The organism is Arthrobacter sp. 210 2, assembly GCF_059093025.1.
The window spans coordinates 247,576-263,895 of the sequence record NZ_JBNHIE010000003.1; the positions used below are offsets into that span (position 1 = coordinate 247,576).

The 16,320-nt window shown below is 66.2% G+C and carries 20 protein-coding genes; 6 read left to right on the forward strand and 14 right to left on the reverse strand.

Features of this window, described 5'->3' with window-relative positions; translation table 11 throughout:
- Positions 1-4: 4 nt before the first annotated feature.
- Positions 5-1,132 carry an L-talarate/galactarate dehydratase gene (locus tag AC5RWA_RS08435; protein WP_494057235.1) on the reverse strand — a complete coding sequence of 376 codons (1,128 nt, stop codon included), beginning with the start codon at positions 1,130-1,132 and terminating at the stop codon, positions 5-7.
- Between the two features lie 149 nt (positions 1,133-1,281).
- Here AC5RWA_RS08435 and AC5RWA_RS08440 point away from each other — a divergent pair, with 149 nt between their 5' ends.
- Complete coding sequence (locus tag AC5RWA_RS08440; RefSeq protein ID WP_494057236.1) at positions 1,282-2,841, forward strand: MFS transporter; 1,560 nt, start codon at positions 1,282-1,284, stop codon at positions 2,839-2,841.
- Positions 2,842-2,849: 8 nt separating this feature from the next.
- Here the strand turns inward: AC5RWA_RS08440 and AC5RWA_RS08445 are convergent, their stop codons facing one another.
- Entirely contained in the window at positions 2,850-3,566 is a 717-nt protein-coding gene (locus AC5RWA_RS08445; RefSeq protein ID WP_494057237.1) for a TetR/AcrR family transcriptional regulator, read from the reverse strand.
- 139 nt (positions 3,567-3,705) lie between these two features.
- Here AC5RWA_RS08445 and AC5RWA_RS08450 point away from each other — a divergent pair, with 139 nt between their 5' ends.
- Both AC5RWA_RS08450 and AC5RWA_RS08455 read left to right on the forward strand, forming a co-directional pair.
- A complete protein-coding gene (locus AC5RWA_RS08450; RefSeq protein ID WP_494057238.1) occupies positions 3,706-5,097 on the forward strand; it encodes a flavin monoamine oxidase family protein in 1,392 nt (463 codons plus the stop codon).
- Positions 5,098-5,164: 67 nt separating this feature from the next.
- Positions 5,165-5,647 carry a pyridoxamine 5'-phosphate oxidase family protein gene (locus AC5RWA_RS08455; RefSeq protein ID WP_494057239.1) on the forward strand — a complete coding sequence of 161 codons (483 nt, stop codon included), beginning with the start codon at positions 5,165-5,167 and terminating at the stop codon, positions 5,645-5,647.
- 97 nt (positions 5,648-5,744) lie between these two features.
- On the opposite strand, the gene AC5RWA_RS08460 is transcribed toward AC5RWA_RS08455, so the two are convergent.
- Positions 5,745-6,347, reverse strand: a complete 603-nt coding sequence (locus AC5RWA_RS08460) for a DUF6919 domain-containing protein (RefSeq protein ID WP_079597972.1) — start codon at positions 6,345-6,347, stop codon at positions 5,745-5,747.
- Between the two features lie 81 nt (positions 6,348-6,428).
- On the reverse strand, positions 6,429-7,028 hold the full coding sequence (locus AC5RWA_RS08465; protein ID WP_494057240.1) for a hypothetical protein: 600 nt from the start codon (positions 7,026-7,028) through the stop codon (positions 6,429-6,431).
- Between the two features lie 163 nt (positions 7,029-7,191).
- Between AC5RWA_RS08465 and AC5RWA_RS08470 the strand changes: the two genes are divergently transcribed.
- Positions 7,192-7,587: a VOC family protein gene (locus AC5RWA_RS08470; RefSeq protein WP_079597979.1), complete on the forward strand. Its 396-nt coding sequence runs from the start codon at positions 7,192-7,194 to the stop codon at positions 7,585-7,587.
- A gap of 81 nt (positions 7,588-7,668) precedes the next feature.
- Here the strand turns inward: AC5RWA_RS08470 and AC5RWA_RS08475 are convergent, their stop codons facing one another.
- Positions 7,669-8,073, reverse strand: coding sequence for a DUF5997 family protein (locus AC5RWA_RS08475; RefSeq protein ID WP_079597973.1), 405 nt, complete (start codon positions 8,071-8,073; stop codon positions 7,669-7,671).
- Between AC5RWA_RS08475 and AC5RWA_RS08480 the strand changes: the two genes are divergently transcribed.
- Positions 8,036-8,869 (forward strand): LysR family transcriptional regulator substrate-binding protein, encoded by an 834-nt coding sequence (locus AC5RWA_RS08480; RefSeq protein ID WP_494057241.1) that lies wholly within the window; start codon positions 8,036-8,038, stop codon positions 8,867-8,869. The genes AC5RWA_RS08475 and AC5RWA_RS08480 overlap by 38 nt on opposite strands.
- 66 nt (positions 8,870-8,935) lie before the next feature.
- On the opposite strand, the gene AC5RWA_RS08485 is transcribed toward AC5RWA_RS08480, so the two are convergent.
- The 3 genes from AC5RWA_RS08485 to AC5RWA_RS08495 are packed head-to-tail and all read right to left on the reverse strand — an operon-like array spanning position 8,936 to position 10,892.
- Complete coding sequence (locus AC5RWA_RS08485; protein ID WP_494057242.1) at positions 8,936-9,598, reverse strand: DUF3618 domain-containing protein; 663 nt, start codon at positions 9,596-9,598, stop codon at positions 8,936-8,938.
- Positions 9,595-10,005, reverse strand: a complete 411-nt coding sequence (locus AC5RWA_RS08490) for a phage holin family protein (protein WP_275726975.1) — start codon at positions 10,003-10,005, stop codon at positions 9,595-9,597. The genes AC5RWA_RS08485 and AC5RWA_RS08490 overlap by 4 nt, the downstream gene beginning before the upstream one ends.
- 17 nt (positions 10,006-10,022) lie before the next feature.
- On the reverse strand, positions 10,023-10,892 hold the full coding sequence (locus AC5RWA_RS08495; protein ID WP_079599061.1) for a hypothetical protein: 870 nt from the start codon (positions 10,890-10,892) through the stop codon (positions 10,023-10,025).
- A 262-nt stretch (positions 10,893-11,154) separates the two neighbouring features.
- Here AC5RWA_RS08495 and AC5RWA_RS08500 point away from each other — a divergent pair, with 262 nt between their 5' ends.
- The gene (locus AC5RWA_RS08500) at positions 11,155-11,703 is read left to right on the forward strand and encodes a MarR family winged helix-turn-helix transcriptional regulator (protein ID WP_079599060.1); all 549 of its coding nucleotides are present in this window, start codon (positions 11,155-11,157) and stop codon (positions 11,701-11,703) included.
- Between the two features lie 83 nt (positions 11,704-11,786).
- On the opposite strand, the gene AC5RWA_RS08505 is transcribed toward AC5RWA_RS08500, so the two are convergent.
- The 6 genes from AC5RWA_RS08505 to AC5RWA_RS08530 all read right to left on the reverse strand — a co-directional run bounded on the left by AC5RWA_RS08505 (position 11,787) and on the right by AC5RWA_RS08530 (position 16,282).
- Positions 11,787-12,071, reverse strand: a complete 285-nt coding sequence (locus AC5RWA_RS08505; RefSeq protein ID WP_494057243.1) for a hypothetical protein — start codon at positions 12,069-12,071, stop codon at positions 11,787-11,789.
- A gap of 49 nt (positions 12,072-12,120) precedes the next feature.
- A complete protein-coding gene (locus tag AC5RWA_RS08510) occupies positions 12,121-13,260 on the reverse strand; it encodes a baeRF2 domain-containing protein (RefSeq protein WP_494057244.1) in 1,140 nt (379 codons plus the stop codon).
- On the reverse strand, positions 13,257-13,472 hold the full coding sequence (locus AC5RWA_RS08515) for a hypothetical protein (protein ID WP_494057245.1): 216 nt from the start codon (positions 13,470-13,472) through the stop codon (positions 13,257-13,259). The genes AC5RWA_RS08510 and AC5RWA_RS08515 overlap by 4 nt, the downstream gene beginning before the upstream one ends.
- A gap of 104 nt (positions 13,473-13,576) precedes the next feature.
- Positions 13,577-13,912 (reverse strand): hypothetical protein, encoded by a 336-nt coding sequence (locus AC5RWA_RS08520; protein ID WP_494057246.1) that lies wholly within the window; start codon positions 13,910-13,912, stop codon positions 13,577-13,579.
- Between the two features lie 50 nt (positions 13,913-13,962).
- A complete protein-coding gene (locus AC5RWA_RS08525; RefSeq protein ID WP_494057247.1) occupies positions 13,963-15,219 on the reverse strand; it encodes a D-arabinono-1,4-lactone oxidase in 1,257 nt (418 codons plus the stop codon).
- A gap of 172 nt (positions 15,220-15,391) precedes the next feature.
- Positions 15,392-16,282, reverse strand: a complete 891-nt coding sequence (locus AC5RWA_RS08530) for a pentapeptide repeat-containing protein (protein WP_494057248.1) — start codon at positions 16,280-16,282, stop codon at positions 15,392-15,394.
- Between the last annotated feature and the right edge of the window lie 38 nt (positions 16,283-16,320).

Consider the following 16,320-nt stretch of genomic DNA (forward strand, 5'->3'; position numbering starts at 1 on the left):
AAGGTTACGCGCCGAACTCCACGGACTCGGTTGTCCAGGCGCGGGCCTGGTCGCTGAGGGTGACGCCGAGGCCGGGGCGGTCCGGGACGATCATCCGGCCGTTCTTGGTTTCGAGGCGCTCGTTGAACAGCGGGTCAAGCCAGTCGAAGTGCTCCACCCACGGCTCGCGCGGATAGGCGGCGGCGAGGTGGAGGTGGATTTCCATGGCGAAGTGCGGGGCCAGGCCCAGGCCGCGTTCGTCCGCGAGGGCGGCGAGGCGCAGGAACTGGGTAATGCCGCCGACGCGCGGGGCGTCCGGCTGGATGATGTCGCAGCCGTTCGCGGTGATGAGGCCCTTGTGCTCAGCCACGGAGGCGAGCATTTCGCCGGTGGCGATGGGTGTGTCCAGGACCTGGGCCAGGTGGGCGTGGCCTTCGAAGTCGTAGGCGTCCAGGGGTTCCTCGATCCAGATGAGGTTGAACTCCTCGAGCTGCCGGCCCATGCGGAGGGCGGTGGCGCGGTCCCATTGCTGGTTGGCGTCCACCATCAGCGGGACGTCCCAGCCGATGTGCTCGCGGATCCCAGCAACGCGGCGGAGGTCCTCCTTGCTGTCCGGGAGGCCCACCTTGATCTTGATGCCGCCGATGCCTTCTTCAATGGACTGGGTGGCGCGGGCCTTGACCTCGTCGAGCGTGGCATTGAGGAAGCCGCCGGAGGTGTTGTAGGTCTGGACGGAGTCGCGGTAGGAGCCGAGGAACTTGGCAAGCGACAGGCCTGCACGCTTGGCCTTGAGATCGTAAAGGGCTATGTCAATGGCGGCCAGCGCCTGGGTGGCGACGCCGGAGCGGCCCACCGAAGCGCCTGCCCAGAGCAGCTTGGTGTAGATCTTGGCGATGTCGTTGGGGTCCTCGCCGATGATGCCCTCGGCCACTTCCTTGGCGTGGGCGTATTGGGCGGGACCGCCGGCGCGCTTGGAGTAGCTGAAGCCGACGCCGGTGTGTCCCAGTTCGGTGGTGATCTCGGCGAAGAGGAAGACCACCTCGGTCATGGGTTTCTGCCGGCCGGTGAAGACCTTGGCGTCACTGATGGGAACAGCGAGGGGAAGGCGGGCGGTGGACAGCTTGACGTGCCGGATCAGGTCAACGGTGCTCATGGATTCTCCTAAAGGCGGGGCTGGGCTCCTTCGCCCACACCCTTAGGATATAAGTTACTAACTTGTATTACAAGTGTTTCCAGGGCCCTTACCCCTAATTGCCGGAATAACCATGTCCCCGGACGCCGGCGATAACTACACTGGGACGCATGACCGGGCACGAACCGGCTCCGTCCGGGGCCGCTGAAGCTCACGACGGCGGCGCGAACCTTTCGGAGGAAGCGGCGGCACCATTCAGCCAGGGTGGGGAAGACCGCCCAACCGATCCTGCCGCCGTCGACACGTCCCTGCGGAGCCCGGAACAGCGGTCCCGCACCTTCACGGGAATCCTGGTGAACACCGCGCTGGCCAACATCACCACCAGCTACCTGTGGTTCGCCCTGACGTTCTGGGTGTACCTGGAGACCCGCAACGTCATTGCCACCGGGGTAATCGGCGGCGCGTACATGCTCCTGATTGCCCTTTCCAGCATCAGCTTCGGCACCTTCGTGGACCGCTACCGGAAACTGGCCGTGATGCGCTTCGCCGCGGGCTTCACCCTGGTGATGTTCGTGCTGTCCGGCGTGATGTTCCTGCTGACGCCCACGCCCCGGCTGCTGGACCTGACGCAGCCGTGGTTCTGGATTTTCACCATGATCATCCTGGTGGGCGCGGTGGTGGAGAACATGCGCAACGTCGCCCTCTCCACCACGGTCACCATCCTCATCGAACCGGACCGCCGGGCCAACGCCAACGGCATGGTGGGCATGGTGCAGGGGCTCGCGTTTATCGTCACCTCGGTGCTCTCCGGCCTGTCGGTGGGGCTGCTGGGCATGGGCTGGACGGTGGTCGTCGCCGTCGTCCTCACTGTGCTGGCCTTCGCGCACCTGCTGACCCTGCGGATGCCGGAGGAAGTACGCGTTGCCGCCACCGACGCCCACGGTGCGTTTGACCTGCGCGGGTCCATCGCAGCCGTCATGGCCATCACCGGACTGTTCGCGCTGATTCTGTTCTCCACGTTCAACAACTTCATCGGCGGCGTCTACATGGCGTTGATGGATCCGTACGGTCTCGAAATGTTTCCCGTGGAGGTGTGGGGCGCCGTCTTCGCGTTGGGGTCCACCGGGTTCATTATCGGCGGTGCGCTCATCGGCAAGTTCGGACTTGGCGCCAACCCGCTCCGCAGCCTGCTGCTCGCCGTGGTGGCAATGGGGTTCCTCGGCGCGGTGTTCACCATCCGGGAGTGGGCGTGGCTCTACATCGCCGGCATCTGGCTGTACCTGATCCTGATCCCGGTGGTGGAGGCGGCCGAGCAAACGGTCATCCAGCAGGTGGTGCCGCTGAACCGGCAGGGCCGTGTGTTCGGTTTCGCCATGGCCTTCGAGTCTGCCGCGGCGCCGATCACCGCGTTCCTCATCGCACCGATCGCCCAGTTCTGGATCATTCCGTACGCGCGGTCGGAGGAGGGATCTGCGCAACTTGCCCCGCTGCTGGGTGAAGGCGTTTCCCGCGGCATCGCGCTGGTGTTCCTGATCGCCGGGATCATCATGATTGCCGCCGCGCTGCTCGCCTTCCTGACCCCGGTGTACCGGCGTGTTTCAGCCACCTATGCCCAGGCAGCCGCGGAGAATGCCAACGACAAGGCCGCCGGTGACGATAGCGCCGGCAGCGACGCCGACGCCGGCACCATCAGCGAGCGGGATGCCGCACCCCGTCCGCCGGCCGGGTAAGAAAGGCTTCAGCCCCGCAGGGCCCCCAGACCGGAAATCAGCGCCTCCAGTCCCAGGCTGAACGCCGTGTCCGCCGGACGTTCCGACGACGGCGGCCCGCCCAGGCTGCGCACGGCGGCGGTGAAGTGCGGGGTTGATTCAGCCATGGTGCCGGGCTCGAAGATGTCCTCAGGCGCGGTGACGTCGTACGCGGAGCCGAAGATGAAGGACTCCAACGCCACGATCGATGACACAATCCGCGACTCTGGAAAACCGGCGTCGAGGAAGCCCTTGCTGATGGCTTCGTACATCGCCAGGGTCTGCGGCGCGTCCGTCACGGGTAGCACGGCAATCACCGGAATCAGCGGCGTATGCTCGGCGAACACATTCCGGTAGCTCCACGCCCAGGTCCGCACGGCCTCCTCCCACTCCGAAGCGCCGAACCCGGAGACGTCCACCAGGGACATAAGGTGGTCCTCCACCAGGAGCAGCACGTCCCGCTTGGATGCCACGTGGTTGTACAGGGCCGAAGGGGCGACGTCCAGCTGTTTCGCCAGGGCGGCCATGGTCAGCCCGTCGTAGCCTTTCCGGCTGACGAGCTCCAATGCGGCGGCGGTGATACCGGTTTTGTCCAGAACGGCGGCCGAGGGCCTGCCGGCGCGCCGCCGCCGTGTCTCGGCATTGCCGGACCCATTCGCGGCGGCGGTCCCGGTGGCGCGCCCCTGTGCGGCTGATACTGCCGGCATTCCCGCCCTTTCTTTGGTGGTCTCCAGCATTATTCCACCCGGGCACTTCCGGTCCCTGCCAAGAGCCGCTATAGTTCTAATAAATGAATGGCATTCATTTAGTGGTCCCGGTCACCTGACGGGCCGCAGAAAGGACATCATGCTGAACCTGAACCGCGACGTTGTGGTCGTTGGAGCCGGGCCGTCCGGATTGACCGCGGCACGTGAACTGAAAAAGGCCGGCCTTACCGTCGCCGTGCTCGAGGCCCGTGACCGCGTGGGCGGCCGCACCTGGACGGACACCGTGGACGGCGCCATGCTGGAGATCGGCGGCCAATGGGTCTCGCCGGACCAGACCGTACTCCTGGAGCTCCTGGACGAGCTGGGCCTCAAGACCTACCCCCGGTACCGCCAGGGCGAGTCCGTCTACATCGGCTCGGACGGCATTCCCGTTCGCTACACCGGCGACACCTTCCCGGTGGACCCCGCCACCGCCGTCGAAATGGACAGGCTGGTGGCACTGCTGGACGGGCTCGCGGCGGAGATCGGTGCCACCGAACCCTGGGCGCATCCCAAGGCGCGCGAGCTGGACACCATTTCCTTCCATCACTGGCTGCGGCAGAACTCCGCCAACGAGGAGGCCTGCAAGAACATCGGCCTGTTCATCGCCGGCGGCATGCTTACCAAGCCCGCGCACGCCTTCTCCGCACTGCAGGCTGTCCTGATGGCAGCCTCGGCCGGTTCCTTCACCCACCTCACGGACGAGGACTTCATCCTGGACCGGCGCGTGGTGGGCGGCATGCAGCAGGTTTCCCTGCTGCTGGCGCAGGAACTCGGCGACGACGTCGTCCTCAATACCCCGGTGCGCACCATCAACTGGGGACCGGACGCGGACGGCGGCCACCGCGTCACCGTCGAATCAGAGCAGGCCACCGTCAATGCCCGGTTCGTGATCATGGCCGTGCCGCCCAACCTGTACTCACGAGTCTCCTTCAACCCGCCGCTGCCGCGCCGCCAGCACCAGATGCATCAGCACCAGTCCCTGGGGCTGGTCATCAAGGTCCACGCCGTCTACAGCAGGCCGTTCTGGCGTGACGCCGGGCTCTCAGGCACCGGCTTCGGTGCCGACGCCCTGGTGCAGGAGGTGTACGACAACACCAACTATGGCGATACCCGCGGCACCCTGGTGGGCTTCATCTCCGATGAAAAGGCCGACGCCGTGTTCGAGCTCAGTGCCGAAGACCGCAAGAAGGCCGTCCTCAACTCCATCGCCGGCTTCCTGGGCCAAGAGGCGCTGACGCCGGAGGTCTACTACGAGTCCGACTGGGGCTCGGAGGAATGGACCCGCGGCGCCTATGCCTCCAGCTACGACCTGGGCGGACTGCACCGCTATGGCAAGGACCAGCACGCCCCGGTCGGACCGATCTACTGGTCCTCCTCCGACCTGGCGGCGGAGGGCTACCAGCACGTGGACGGCGCCATCCGGATGGGCCTTCGCACCGCCGCCCGGGTCGCCGAAGAAGCGAAAGTAACTGTTCCCGCCGGCTGGTAAATAAGCATGCTTACTAATAGGCTGGCCGATGGGGAACGTCCCCGACCCCAGACGAAAGAGGTGAGGCATGACTGACGCCCAGAGCATCAGCAAGGTTACGGAAATCATCAATGATTCCAAGATCGGAATGTTGACCACCATCAACGAAGAGGGTGCACTCGTCAGCCGTCCGCTGGCCGTCCAGGAAGTAAAGGACGACGGCGACATGTGGTTCTTCACCGGGCTCGGCACGTCCCAGGTTGCGCATGTCCGGGCCGACTCCCGCGTCAACGTCGCCTTGGGCAAGAACACCGAGTGGGTTTCAGTGGCAGGCCGGGCCGAGGTTGTAACGGACCGCGCCAAGATCCACGAGCTGTGGAACCAGGCGGTGGAGGCTTGGTTCCCGGACGGGCCGGACACCCCGGAGGTGTGCCTGCTCCGCGTCGACTCGGACTCGGCGGAGTACTGGACCAGCCCGGGCGGCACCGCAGCCACGGTGCTGCAGTGGGTGAAGTCCAAGGTCACGCACAGCAGGATGAGCGTCGGCGAAAGCGGCACGGTAGAGCTGTAGATTTACGTGAAACAAAGGCGGGGCAGCTGGTGCTGCCCCGCCTTTCGCATGTTTCCGCTAAGGCGCGGGTGTAGCGGCGGGCTGACAGCCAGCCGCGCTACCCCTGGCCCGTCAGTGCCCCGAGGACTGCCGGCAGCAGCACGTCATTGCGTCCCCATACCGGGTCCAGGATTTCCACGTACCAGGAATCGGCCAGCAGGAGTGCCAGGGCGTCATTTGTCTCGTCGGCCCAGTCACTGATCTGGTCGTCGTCCACGGGGTTCTCGCTGGACCCCAGCACGGTGGTTACTTCCGTTCCGGCCAACGTCACAGGAATGGCCGCGCTGCTGGCCTCACCGGGGGCGTGGGCCACGGTGACCAGTTCCGTCCGGGTGCTGAGTGCCAGCAATTCGCCGGCCAGGGAGGGACCGCAGAATCCCGTGACATACTGCCGCTGGGCCGCTGAAGCCGTGAGCAGGCCGGGCTGGGATTCCTTGGTGAAAAGGCCGTTCCGGTTCAGCTCTGCCAAAGCTCCGGCGATGGGACGCGTTTCCTCGTCGAAGCCCGCCGCCAGGTGACCCGGCTGGTAGGAGCTGCCACCCTCCAGCCACCGCGCGGTCAGCTCGCCGGCGGCTTCCAGGGTGGTGGCCTGCCGCCAGACCCCGCGGTCCTCCAGCAGCCGGCCGAACTGGTCACGTGCTGGTATTTCCTCTGGCTTCATCTTCGGATGCTATCCCCGCGGCCGCGGACCCTTCCACCGGGGCGACACACCACTTAACGTCCGGCCCCCGGTGTACGCGGCCTAGGCCTGCTCGGCGGGAATTCCCGCTGCCCGCTCCGCAGCGGCGAGGGAGGCGGCCAGGCTGGTGACGGCGTCGGGATATCCCTGGTGCGGATTGCCGCGCAACTGATCCGCAGCCTTCATGGCCTTGATGAGCGCGGACGTCTCCGGCAGCCGCACGTCCGTCAGGGACGGGTAGTCGATGCTGCAGGCAGGGTCCAGCTCGTAGCGCCGCCACCGGGCAATCAACGCATCATGCTGCGCCTGCGCTGCCAGGTGCGCCGATTCCAGCGCCTGGTAGTCACGCCGGGCGGCCCGCCGCGCCAGGTAACGGGGAGTGCCCCGGTAGGCGGCGATGCCGGCAGCCACGCCCGCGCCGCCCAGGAACAGGCCGGTCCACGGCGACACCAGGGTAGGGATCAGCAGGGCTGGAACCGCAACGGCAGACCCCAGGAACAGGTCCCAGAACAGCTGGTCCGAGCGCTCAGCCTGGGTGTCCCCGCCGGCAAGGGCACGGCGGCGGACCACAAAGACCGTCGCGGCAATGCTGGCCACCAGTACGGGACCGCAGAGCAGCAGCGCCCAGGCTCCCTGGATCAAACCCTCGAACATTTCCCCCATGGCTGACACCTGACCTCCAGCGGACGCCCGGGCCACGGATTCCCGGGCTGGTCATTCCATTGCACAGTGTCCGGGAACCAGCGTCAATGGGCTGGCGGATTCGAAGCCTGCACCCGGCCGGAGCACCTTTCCGCTGTCAGTGCTGCCGCGTACCGTGGGGACCATGAGACTCAAAATGTGCAGCATCCACGTCAAGGACCCCGCCGCAGCCCACGCCTTTTACACTGGCACCTTGGGCTTCGAAACCCTGATGGCCATGCCGGAGTACAACCTGTTCATCATCAAGGATCCGGGCACCAACGAACAGGGCGCTGACGCCGGGTCCGTGGGCCTTCTGCTTGAGCCCAGTGACAACCCCATCGGCGCCAATTACATGAATGCCCTCCATGACGCCGGGATGCCCGCCATCGTCTTCGGCGTCCCGGACGTGCAGGCGGAGTACGACCGGCTACGGGAAGCCGGCGTGGTGTTCAAGGGTGAGCCGGCCGAAGACCCGTCCGGCATCAGCGCAGTGTTTGACGACGGCTGCGGCAACTTCGTCCAGCTGCACCAGGACTGATCCCTTAAACGCCAGAGGCTTGTTCGCGGATCCCACCCTTCAAGGTCCGGATCCGCGAACAAGCCTCTGATACGAGGAGGACTACTCCGCCTTGGCGCGGGCCTTCTTCGCTTCCTTCTTGGCGGCCTCTTCCTTCACGCGCTGGGCTTCGGCGCGCACCGCGGCGTGCGTGGCGCGCTCGGTGACCAGCCACTGCGGGGGAGCCTGGAGCAGCGCGGTGATTTCCGCCGTCGTCAGCGCTTCCTCAACGCCGCCGCGGGCCAGGCCGCTGATGGAGACGTTCAGTTTCTGCGCCACCACGGGACGGGGGTGCGGGCCGTTGCGGCGCAGTTCGGCGAGCCATTCCGGCGGGTTGGCCTGGAGTTCGGCGAATTCTTCCCGGGTGATGGTTGATTCCTGGAACTCCCGGGGTGTTGCGGGCAGGTAGATGCCAAGTTTCTTGGCAACGGTGGCCGGCTTCATGGACTGGGAGTTTGCAGAGGTCATGCTTCAAGGGTATCCGGGCGGACGGTACTGTGAAGACGTGCCCTCCGACAACACCTCCCCACCTGACGCTTCCGCTGAGCCTGACGACTCCGCGGAGCAGGCTGCGCCCCGGACCCTCCGCATCGCCTACGTGGCGGGGGTGACGCCCGGAAAGTGGATCCGGCGGTGGGAAGAGCGCATGCCGGACATTCCCCTGCAGGCATTTATGCACGACGGCGGCACGAGTGTTGAGGCAGTGCGCGCGGGTTCCGCGGACATGGCCTTTGTTCGCCTCCCCATCGAGCGCGACGGCCTCAGCGTCATTCCCCTGTACGAGGAGCAGCCCGTGGTGGTGGCTCCCAAGGGCCACGAAATCTCGGTGTTCGAGGAAGTTGCCTACAACGACCTCGGGCAGGAAGCGTTCCTGGACGTCGACGCGCTGGGCGGGCCGGAACCGGCCCTCGAGGTGGTTGCCACCGGAGCCGGGCTGGTGATCCTGCCCATGTCCGTGGCCCGCCATTTCAATGTCAAGGACACCGTGGCCCGGCGGCTTACCGGCGCACCCGCAACGGAAATTGCCCTCGTGTGGCCGGTAGATTCCACCGACGAGGTGCTGGAGGAGTTCATCGGGATCGTCCGCGGCCGCACCGCGCAAAGCTCACGGCAGCCGTCGGCGCAGCCGGTCAAGGTGAAGAAGGAACCCAAACCGGACCGGCGCGGCAGCGGCACCAAGAAGGCGCCGAAGGTGGCCCAGCGCTACGCCCCCAACCCGGACAAGGGCCGCGGCAAGGGCTCACGCAAAAAGGGCAAGCGCTAACCGGACATGACAACAGGCCGGCTCCCGTGGGGGAGCCGGCCTGTCCTGTCTGCCTAGGACACCGTTTTAGGTGTTCTGGACGTGGTCCTTGGCGTCTGTGGCGCGGTCCTTGACGTCGGTGGCGGCGTGCTGGCCTTCGGCTTTGACGTTCTGGGCTGCGTCGGTGGCGGTGGCCTTGACGTTTTCCATGGCTTCCTGGGCCGGTTCCTTGAGGTCCTGGACCATGTCCTTGGCGGCGTCGGTGACCTGGGTGGCCAGGGGCTGCGCGGCGGTCTTGAGCTGGTCGGCCGCTTCGCGTTCCTTTTGGCTGGCCGGGATCAGGGACGAGACGAGCATTCCGGCGCCGAACGCGATCAGGCCTGCGGCCAGGGGGTTGCCCTGGGTTTTGGCTTTGACCTGGTCCGGTGCGTGGGAGATCGCGGTGCCTGCGTCGCTGAGTTTGGCCGCGGCGGTGTCCTTGGCTCCGTGGAGGGTGTCGCCGGTGCTGTGCAGGGCGTTGCCGGTGTGTTCGGTGCCGGTGTGGACCCTGTCCTGGACCCGGGTGGTGGCGGTGTCTGCTGCTCCCATGATTTTCTCCTTGACCCCTGTGACAGCGTCTTTGACCTTGTCGGTCTGGCGGTGGACGATGTTGGACGGGGTGACCTTGTCCGCGACGGCGTCCACGTTGGTGCCCAGGCGTGCGCGGGTGGCTTCTATGTCTGAACGGATTGCGTCCGGGTTATCGCTCATCGGTTTACCTCACCTGGTTTTAGGGTTGGGGGGATTTCGGACAGTGTTTCGCCGGTCTGGGGCATGCCCTTGATCTGCTTGAGTTCCTTGCGTCCGATTGAGGCCAGGACCGCGGCGATGATGCCCCAGATTACGGCGACGATCACGGCGGCCCAGCCCAGCGGCATCAGGGCGCCCAGGGCGAACATCAGCGCCAGGGACAGGAAGACCAGGACGAAGTGTCCGGCCACACCGGCGCCGCCGAGCATCCCGGCACCCTTCCCGGCCTTGGTGGCAGACTGCTTGGCTTCGGCCTTGGCAAGCTCCACTTCCTGGCGCATCAGGGTGGACAGGTCCCGGGTCACATCACCCAGCAACTCACCCAGCGACGCGTTATCCGCCTTCTGATGCGCCTCACTCGGGGGCATCTCCGGAATCTGACTACTCACAGCTGGCGTCCTTCCGTTGACCGGTACGTGCCGTCTGCAGCGTGGTAGCTGCCGTCCTCATCGCGGTAGGGGTCATCCTCGAAGCGGAGGGGGGTATCTTCCGTAGTGCCGGAGGGCAGCGTCGAGGTGGAGACCGGCGTCCGGGAGCCCACTACCGGCTCCGTGAAGAGGTCGTCAGTGCCGGCGGCATAGACGGTTTCCTGCCGCAGCGGAGCAACCCCGGGCTGCACGGACCGCTGCGAGGGCGAGCCCTGGACCGAGGATTGGGACTCGGTGGCGCCTGCGGCAAGGCCGCGGGTCAGGCGGCCGGCCAGCACGCCGGCTCCTGCTGCAAGGAGCAGGAAGGTGCCCGGGCGGTTGCGGGCGAAGCGCTGGACCTCGCCGAGCAGGTCGCCCGGCTGCTTGTTTTCAAGCCAGGAGGCAACGGTCTCGGTGCTGCTGGCGGCCTGCCGGATGAGGTCGCTGGCCACGCCCTGCTGCTCAGGAGCGTTAGCCATGCTCTGCAGCTGGCTGGAAATGGTGCGAATGCCCTCGGCCGCCTTCTGCTGCTGGGTGCCGGCCTGGCTGCTCAGCCCGGACTTCGCCTGGTTCAGCAGGTCCTGCGCGCTGGACTTCGCCTCGTACGCAACGTTGGCCGCTTCTTCCTTTGCCGTCTGGGCTACACCCTGGGCTGCCGATGCCGCCTGGCCGGCCACGTTCGAAGCTTCTTCCTTGGCCGCCTGGGTCTTTGACGTTCCGGATCCAGCCGGAACGGTTCCAGCCGGGGCGGCGGAGGTGGTGAAGCTCTGGTCAGGTCCTACCTCTGATGCGCCAAACGGGTCGGTCGCAGCGGTATTGGGGGTCTGGGGCCATTGGTTCTCTGTCATCGGGCTCTCTTTCCATGAAGGGTTAGCTGGCGATCAAGAACCAGCAGTGCTGGCGGTTAGTAAGCAAGGTTACTAATTAGATACTAAGCACACTTCCCTTTTGATGCGCAAGGGGCAAGTGAAGATGTCCGTCCTGTTCAGGCGCCGTTGCGGCGATGGATAGTAAGCCTACTTGCGAATATGATGCTAAGCATGCTTATTGTAGGTAGGTAGCAACGGAGGCAACCCCCGCACTTTTCCACCTACAGGAAGGCCGCGGCCGATGACCAGCAATCCCGATCCGGATGCCCGGAACAGCTACCGCCTCATCACTCTGGCGGCGCGCCTGGTTCAACGGCGCCAGGATGACGCGTTGGCCCACCTGGGCCTGACGAGGGCTGCCGTGATCGCCCTGGAAGGATTGGCTGCCGGACCGCTGAACCAGGAGCAGCTGGCGGAAGCAGTCCGCGTCCAGAGCCAGACGCTGGGCCGGGTACTCACGCGGCTGGAAGCTTCGGGGCATATCACCCGGACCCGGCACGCCGCAGACCGCCGGCAATTGAAAGTGGAGCTGACAGACCATGGGCACGCAGCCCTGGAGGCCGCCCGGGCGGCCGAAATCAATGCCTATCCGGATGATCCCGGCATTGCCTGGAAGGTGCTGCGGGAGGAACTGTCGAAATTCGTCAAGGCGCTGCCGGCGGGCCACGATCCTGAAGTTGTACCGTTTGTGGCGCCCGAACACCGTTCTGTGCGCCGTCAGCACACCGGTCGCGGCGGCCGGCGCGCACCGGATCAGCATCAGGACTGGGACCAGGATTCCCAGTCCTGATGAGAAGCAGTGGTTAAACGCCGATGGTTGAGCCTGTCGAAACCCGGCTCGGTTTCGATAGGCTCAACCACGGTTTCGAGGGTCTATCCCTGGCCTTCCTGATCTTCCCCGAGCAGGCCGCGCTGGGCGAGATCGGCCTCTTCTGATGCCTCCGGGGGCAGTGGGTCGGTGGCCGGCGGAACGTCGCCAGGTGCGTAGTCGGCAAGGCCCGCTGCTACCCGCTCCTGCTCGGCTGCCGCCTCATAAGCGTCGTCGTCGATATTCTCGGGCATTTTTCCATGGCCCGTCCGGGTGGGCTGGGGGAGTGCGTCCTCTTCCGGGATGATCACGCCGGGGACGGCGTCCGGGTTTTCATTTGCTGTAGTCACGATTTCACCTTCCGATCGGTAACTTTCGCGGGTGGCAATGCGAATTTGCTCACGACGACGCAGGCGCGGCCGGTCCCGTGGGCCAGCGAAGCAGGGCGGCAACGTCCACGCCCTCCGGCAGGACAGGGCCGGGAACCAACAGGACGCGTGCATCGGTCAGGGCGGCCGCCCGCAAAAGTGCTGCAGGTGCCGGAACCTTGCCCAGGACGTTGGCCGCCAGGGATTCCTCCTCGGCGGTGGCGATCCACGGTTCTGCGTCGAGGGCCAGCAGGGTCCGCTCGGTCAGGGCTGCATCGTTCAGGATCAGCACGTCCACCTGTGCCTGCTGAAGCGCATGCACAACGGCGCCGATCCCGGTGGCGGACTCGGGGTTGGCCTGCCCCTCCTGCATGGCCAGCCGGTCCATGACCTCCTGCTGCTCTGCTGCCCAGAGTTCGGCGACCCGCTGGTTGACCTGGTCATCGAGGAGGGCGTCATCGGAACCCTGTGTGTGGGTATGCGAATCAACCACCGATACCAGGTCCTGGCTGGCCTTCGAGAGCTGCTCCTGGACCAGGCCGCGCGCCCGGATATCCCCGGCCAGGACAATCAGCCGGGCCCCACTCTCGGCCACCACCCGGTCAATTTCACCGGCAACTTCGTTCGCGTTCCGTCGCCAGACGTCTTCGGTGTGGTGCTGGAACCGCAGGTGCGCCCAACCCCCGCCCTGGAACTTGCTCACATGCTCGGTTTCGCCCTGGACTTCCCGGGTGCTGTCAGGAGCGCCGGCACCTGCGTGGTACAGCCTGATTTCGCCGTGCTCCCGGCTGACCTCGGCAACAACATAGGGAAGGTCTTCGGGCCGGTGTTTCACCAGCGGCAGAAGGTCGGGGATGGGGTCCACCGAAATCCGCTCCGGCAGTACGCGGTCTCCCGCGAGGACTTCATTGATCTCCGCCTTGCCCTGATGGACCAGGACGAACCTTGAGACCGGGGCGGGAATCCCGGCTTCGGGCTGGAGTGACTGTTCCACCGCGTCAAGGTCGGCAGCGGACGCTCCCTGGGCCTCCAGCTGGGCGCGTGCGTTGCCGGGGCGGACGTCGGCCGCTTCCAGGGTGTCCACTGTCCCGGTGCCCGCATCCACGTAGGCCGTGCACCAGGGGCCAGGCAGCTTGTACAGATCCGCGTATTCCTTCAGGCTGCCGGTCACTGTTCCCCCTCCTCATCGTCGAGGGGGTCCGGTGATGCCACGGGATTCAGGGCCTCGCGGACCTCATTGGGGTCCGTGTCGTCCGGGAAGGGCTCGGTTTCGCGCCATTCCTCCGCGTGGGCGGGCTGGTTTCCGCGCACCAACCCTTGGGTTTCGTGCTGCATCTGGTCATCCAGCTCGGAATTGTGCTTGGTGTTGCCTCGTTCAGCCATGACGATCTCCTTCGCGCGTGATTAGTATCACAGGCTTACTAGTTCGTCATTTCACCGTAGCACCAAGATGCAGGGGGTTAAAGAGGGAATTTTTAGGGCAATTCCTACGCCGAACAGGCGTCCCTCAAGGCCTGGACCGAGCCTGCCGGCACCTGGTCTCCGGCCGCCGCAATCTCGCCCAACGGCTTCGTAATTTCCGTGGGCACACCCGCTGTCCGGGCAGCGGAAACCAACCCTGCCAGCACCTGCTTGTCCTCCACGCTGACCAGCCCATCATCGATGACGGCACAGATTTGCCGCTTCACTTCGTCGGCGGCAGCGGTGGCGACTTTGGACGCAGCATCACTTGCTGCGTTGCTTGCTGCTTCCTCCACGGCACCACAGCCGGCAAGCAGCAGCATCAGGGGGACGGCGGACAGGGCGGCAAGGCGGCGTTTCATCTGTCCAGCCTAACCCTTGGTGCGCCGGGGGACCGGCGCGGGTGAACGGCTCAGCGGGCGCTGGAGGCGGGTACGCCCAGGATGCTGTCCAGCAGCGCATTGCGGAACTTGCCCTCGGGATCGTGGGCCGACGCGAGGGAACGGAACGCTGCGAAGCGGGGATAGAGCTGCTCCCAGTCGTGGCCCTCCGGCGAGAACAGCTTCCCCCAGTGCGGCCTGGCACCGAAGGGCCGCAGCAGGTCCTCGAGCTCCGGCAGGACGGCCTCGACCTCCGGCTGCAGCGGCTTCCACGTGAAGTGCAGCGCCACGCTCTGCTGCCGGTAGAAGGGGTTGAGCCAGAACTCGTCCGCGGCGCCCGTGCGGATCTCTGAAACGAACAGCAGGGGCGCCAACCTGTCGGCGATGCTGCGCACGGCCTCTATTGCGGCCGGCGCGTGCTCCAGCGGCAGGATGAACTCGCTTTGCAGCTCCTCGCCCTTGCTCGGGGTGAACTCGTGGCGGAAGTGCGGCAGCCGGTCGAGCCACAGGCCGGGCTCGTCCATCTGGAGCGTGCAGTTCTCGGCTGACATGTCCGGCAGCGGATGCCGGGGAGTGAGGGCGGCGGTGGCGCCGAACAGGTCCGCCAGCGCGGGCTCTTCATCCAATGCCTTGAACCAGGCCTGGCTAATGGATTGCCCGGAGTAGTTGGTAAAGAGGCTCACGCTGTAGGCGCCGGACACGAGGTCATTGAAGCTTTCCAGGGCACGGTCCCACGGCAGGTCCACCAGAACCCGCTGGCGCATCCGGAAGCTGGGTCGGACTGCGAGTTCCAGGCCGGTGATGATGCCCAGGGCACCCACGCCCACCACGCTTGCCAGGAACTCGTCCCCGTCCGCGCGGGACAACCGCACCTGTTCGCCCGAGGGCCTCACCAGTTCGATGGCTTCGACGGCGCCCGCCAGCGACTGGTTGTCCACGCCGGAGCCGTGGGTGCCGGTCTGCACTGCCCCGGCCACCGAGATGTGCGGCAGCGAGGCAAGGTTGTGGATTGCCGCGCCGGACTGCTCCAGGGTGCGGCACAGGGCACCGTAGCTCACGCCGCCGCTGACCCGGACCGTCCCCTTGGCCGAATCGAGGTCGATCTGCTGCGGCAGGGCATCCAGCAGGATGTGCACGCCGTCGGTATCCCCCACCCGGTTGAAGGAGTGCCGGGAGCCCAGCGCCTTCACGCGCGATGAGCGGGCCACCACCTCGGCGAGCTCAGCCACGGACTCCGGCCGCCGGACGTCGGCTGAGGCGTATTCAAGGTTTCCTGCCCAGTTCTTCATTCGGTCGGCTTTCCGCTTGGGGTCGAATTGGCTCCCCTTACTGTCAGCGCTAACAAATGCGCTGTCAAGGCGAGCCCAAGACTGGAACGGGATCACGCACCTCTGACCAGTAGTTTCTCGTCGGGTTTTGTGAGGGAGCGGCCAGTACCCGGCAGGGTACTGGCCGCTCCTGCTAGTGCTTTTGCTTCGGGCCCGGCGCGTCCTGCCTGGCCCAGTGCCCGGGGCGGTAAAGCATGCGCGGCAGCTGCGTGGCCCAGGTGCCCCGGGCTGCGGTGACCTGCGCCTGGGTGAGGAAGAGCGCGCCGGAGAGGTCGGCGCCGTCGAGCCTGGCATCGCGGAGGTCGGCACCCAGCAGGTCCACGCCCGTGAGGTCCGCGCCCCGCAGGTCGGCGGCGATGAGGTAGGCGCCGCGGAGGTCTGCCCCGCACAACTGCCCGCCGCGGAAGTTGGCACCTGCCAGGTCTGCACCGGGCCGCAGACCTGTGCCAGTGCTGTCTTCCCCGCCGAAATAGCCGGCCCGGACCTCCTCGCTGACCTCGCGCAATATCCCGCCGGTGCGCTGATGGAGGGACTCGAGGTCAAGGTCCAGCAGGTCCTCCACGGGGCCGTCGGCCGCGGCCTGGAGGATGGACCGCAGCCGGTGGACCTCGTCCGCGGAGTCCGGGCTGAATGTCCGGGCTTCAGCTTCGGCAAGGTGCCACAGCATTTCGTGCAGCTGCTTCATTCTTTTGAAGGAAGCGAACATGGCCTGCTTGGACTCCGGTGCCTCCCGCCAGCTGATGCCCTTGAACAGGCGCTGGCTGACCGCCTGGCCGGCACCGAAGCAGTCAAAGACGGTACAGCCGCGGAAGCCCCTGGGCAGGAGCCGGTCATGGATGGTGCAGGAAAAGTCCGTGGCCAGGTTGGGGCACGGTGCGGCGGGCGGCTTGTCGATGGCGAAGTCGGCCGAGCGGGTAAATCCAAAGGCGGTGCAGCAGAGCGCGAAGCAGCTGGAGCAGTCAGGGCGCAGCGCATCCTGTTCGAGGAGGGGTGCAGCTGTGCCGGGGGTTGGGTGGGCGTTCATGGGGTCTCCCGAAAGTGGTTCCGATGCTGGTGCGGGGA

Excerpts from the sequence above, each read along its gene's own strand:
- AC5RWA_RS08440 (WP_494057236.1), top strand. The coding sequence starts at position 1,282 with ATGACCGGGCACGAACCGGCTCCGTCCGGGGCCGCTGAAGCTCACGAC.
- AC5RWA_RS08490 (WP_275726975.1), bottom strand. The coding sequence starts at position 10,005 with ATGCCCCCGAGTGAGGCGCATCAGAAGGCGGATAACGCGTCGCTGGGT.
- AC5RWA_RS08475 (WP_079597973.1), bottom strand. The coding sequence starts at position 8,073 with ATGACCTCTGCAAACTCCCAGTCCATGAAGCCGGCCACCGTTGCCAAG.
- AC5RWA_RS08520 (WP_494057246.1), bottom strand. The coding sequence starts at position 13,912 with ATGAAACGCCGCCTTGCCGCCCTGTCCGCCGTCCCCCTGATGCTGCTG.
- AC5RWA_RS08530 (WP_494057248.1), bottom strand. The coding sequence starts at position 16,282 with ATGAACGCCCACCCAACCCCCGGCACAGCTGCACCCCTCCTCGAACAG.
- AC5RWA_RS08465 (WP_494057240.1), bottom strand. The coding sequence starts at position 7,028 with ATGGGGGAAATGTTCGAGGGTTTGATCCAGGGAGCCTGGGCGCTGCTG.
- AC5RWA_RS08485 (WP_494057242.1), bottom strand. The coding sequence starts at position 9,598 with ATGAGCGATAACCCGGACGCAATCCGTTCAGACATAGAAGCCACCCGC.
- AC5RWA_RS08500 (WP_079599060.1), top strand. The coding sequence starts at position 11,155 with ATGACCAGCAATCCCGATCCGGATGCCCGGAACAGCTACCGCCTCATC.
- AC5RWA_RS08445 (WP_494057237.1), bottom strand. The coding sequence starts at position 3,566 with ATGCCGGCAGTATCAGCCGCACAGGGGCGCGCCACCGGGACCGCCGCC.
- AC5RWA_RS08470 (WP_079597979.1), top strand. The coding sequence starts at position 7,192 with ATGAGACTCAAAATGTGCAGCATCCACGTCAAGGACCCCGCCGCAGCC.
- AC5RWA_RS08450 (WP_494057238.1), top strand. The coding sequence starts at position 3,706 with ATGCTGAACCTGAACCGCGACGTTGTGGTCGTTGGAGCCGGGCCGTCC.
- AC5RWA_RS08515 (WP_494057245.1), bottom strand. The coding sequence starts at position 13,472 with ATGGCTGAACGAGGCAACACCAAGCACAATTCCGAGCTGGATGACCAG.
- AC5RWA_RS08525 (WP_494057247.1), bottom strand. The coding sequence starts at position 15,219 with ATGAAGAACTGGGCAGGAAACCTTGAATACGCCTCAGCCGACGTCCGG.
- AC5RWA_RS08495 (WP_079599061.1), bottom strand. The coding sequence starts at position 10,892 with ATGACAGAGAACCAATGGCCCCAGACCCCCAATACCGCTGCGACCGAC.
- AC5RWA_RS08435 (WP_494057235.1), bottom strand. The coding sequence starts at position 1,132 with ATGAGCACCGTTGACCTGATCCGGCACGTCAAGCTGTCCACCGCCCGC.
- AC5RWA_RS08460 (WP_079597972.1), bottom strand. The coding sequence starts at position 6,347 with ATGAAGCCAGAGGAAATACCAGCACGTGACCAGTTCGGCCGGCTGCTG.
- AC5RWA_RS08455 (WP_494057239.1), top strand. The coding sequence starts at position 5,165 with ATGACTGACGCCCAGAGCATCAGCAAGGTTACGGAAATCATCAATGAT.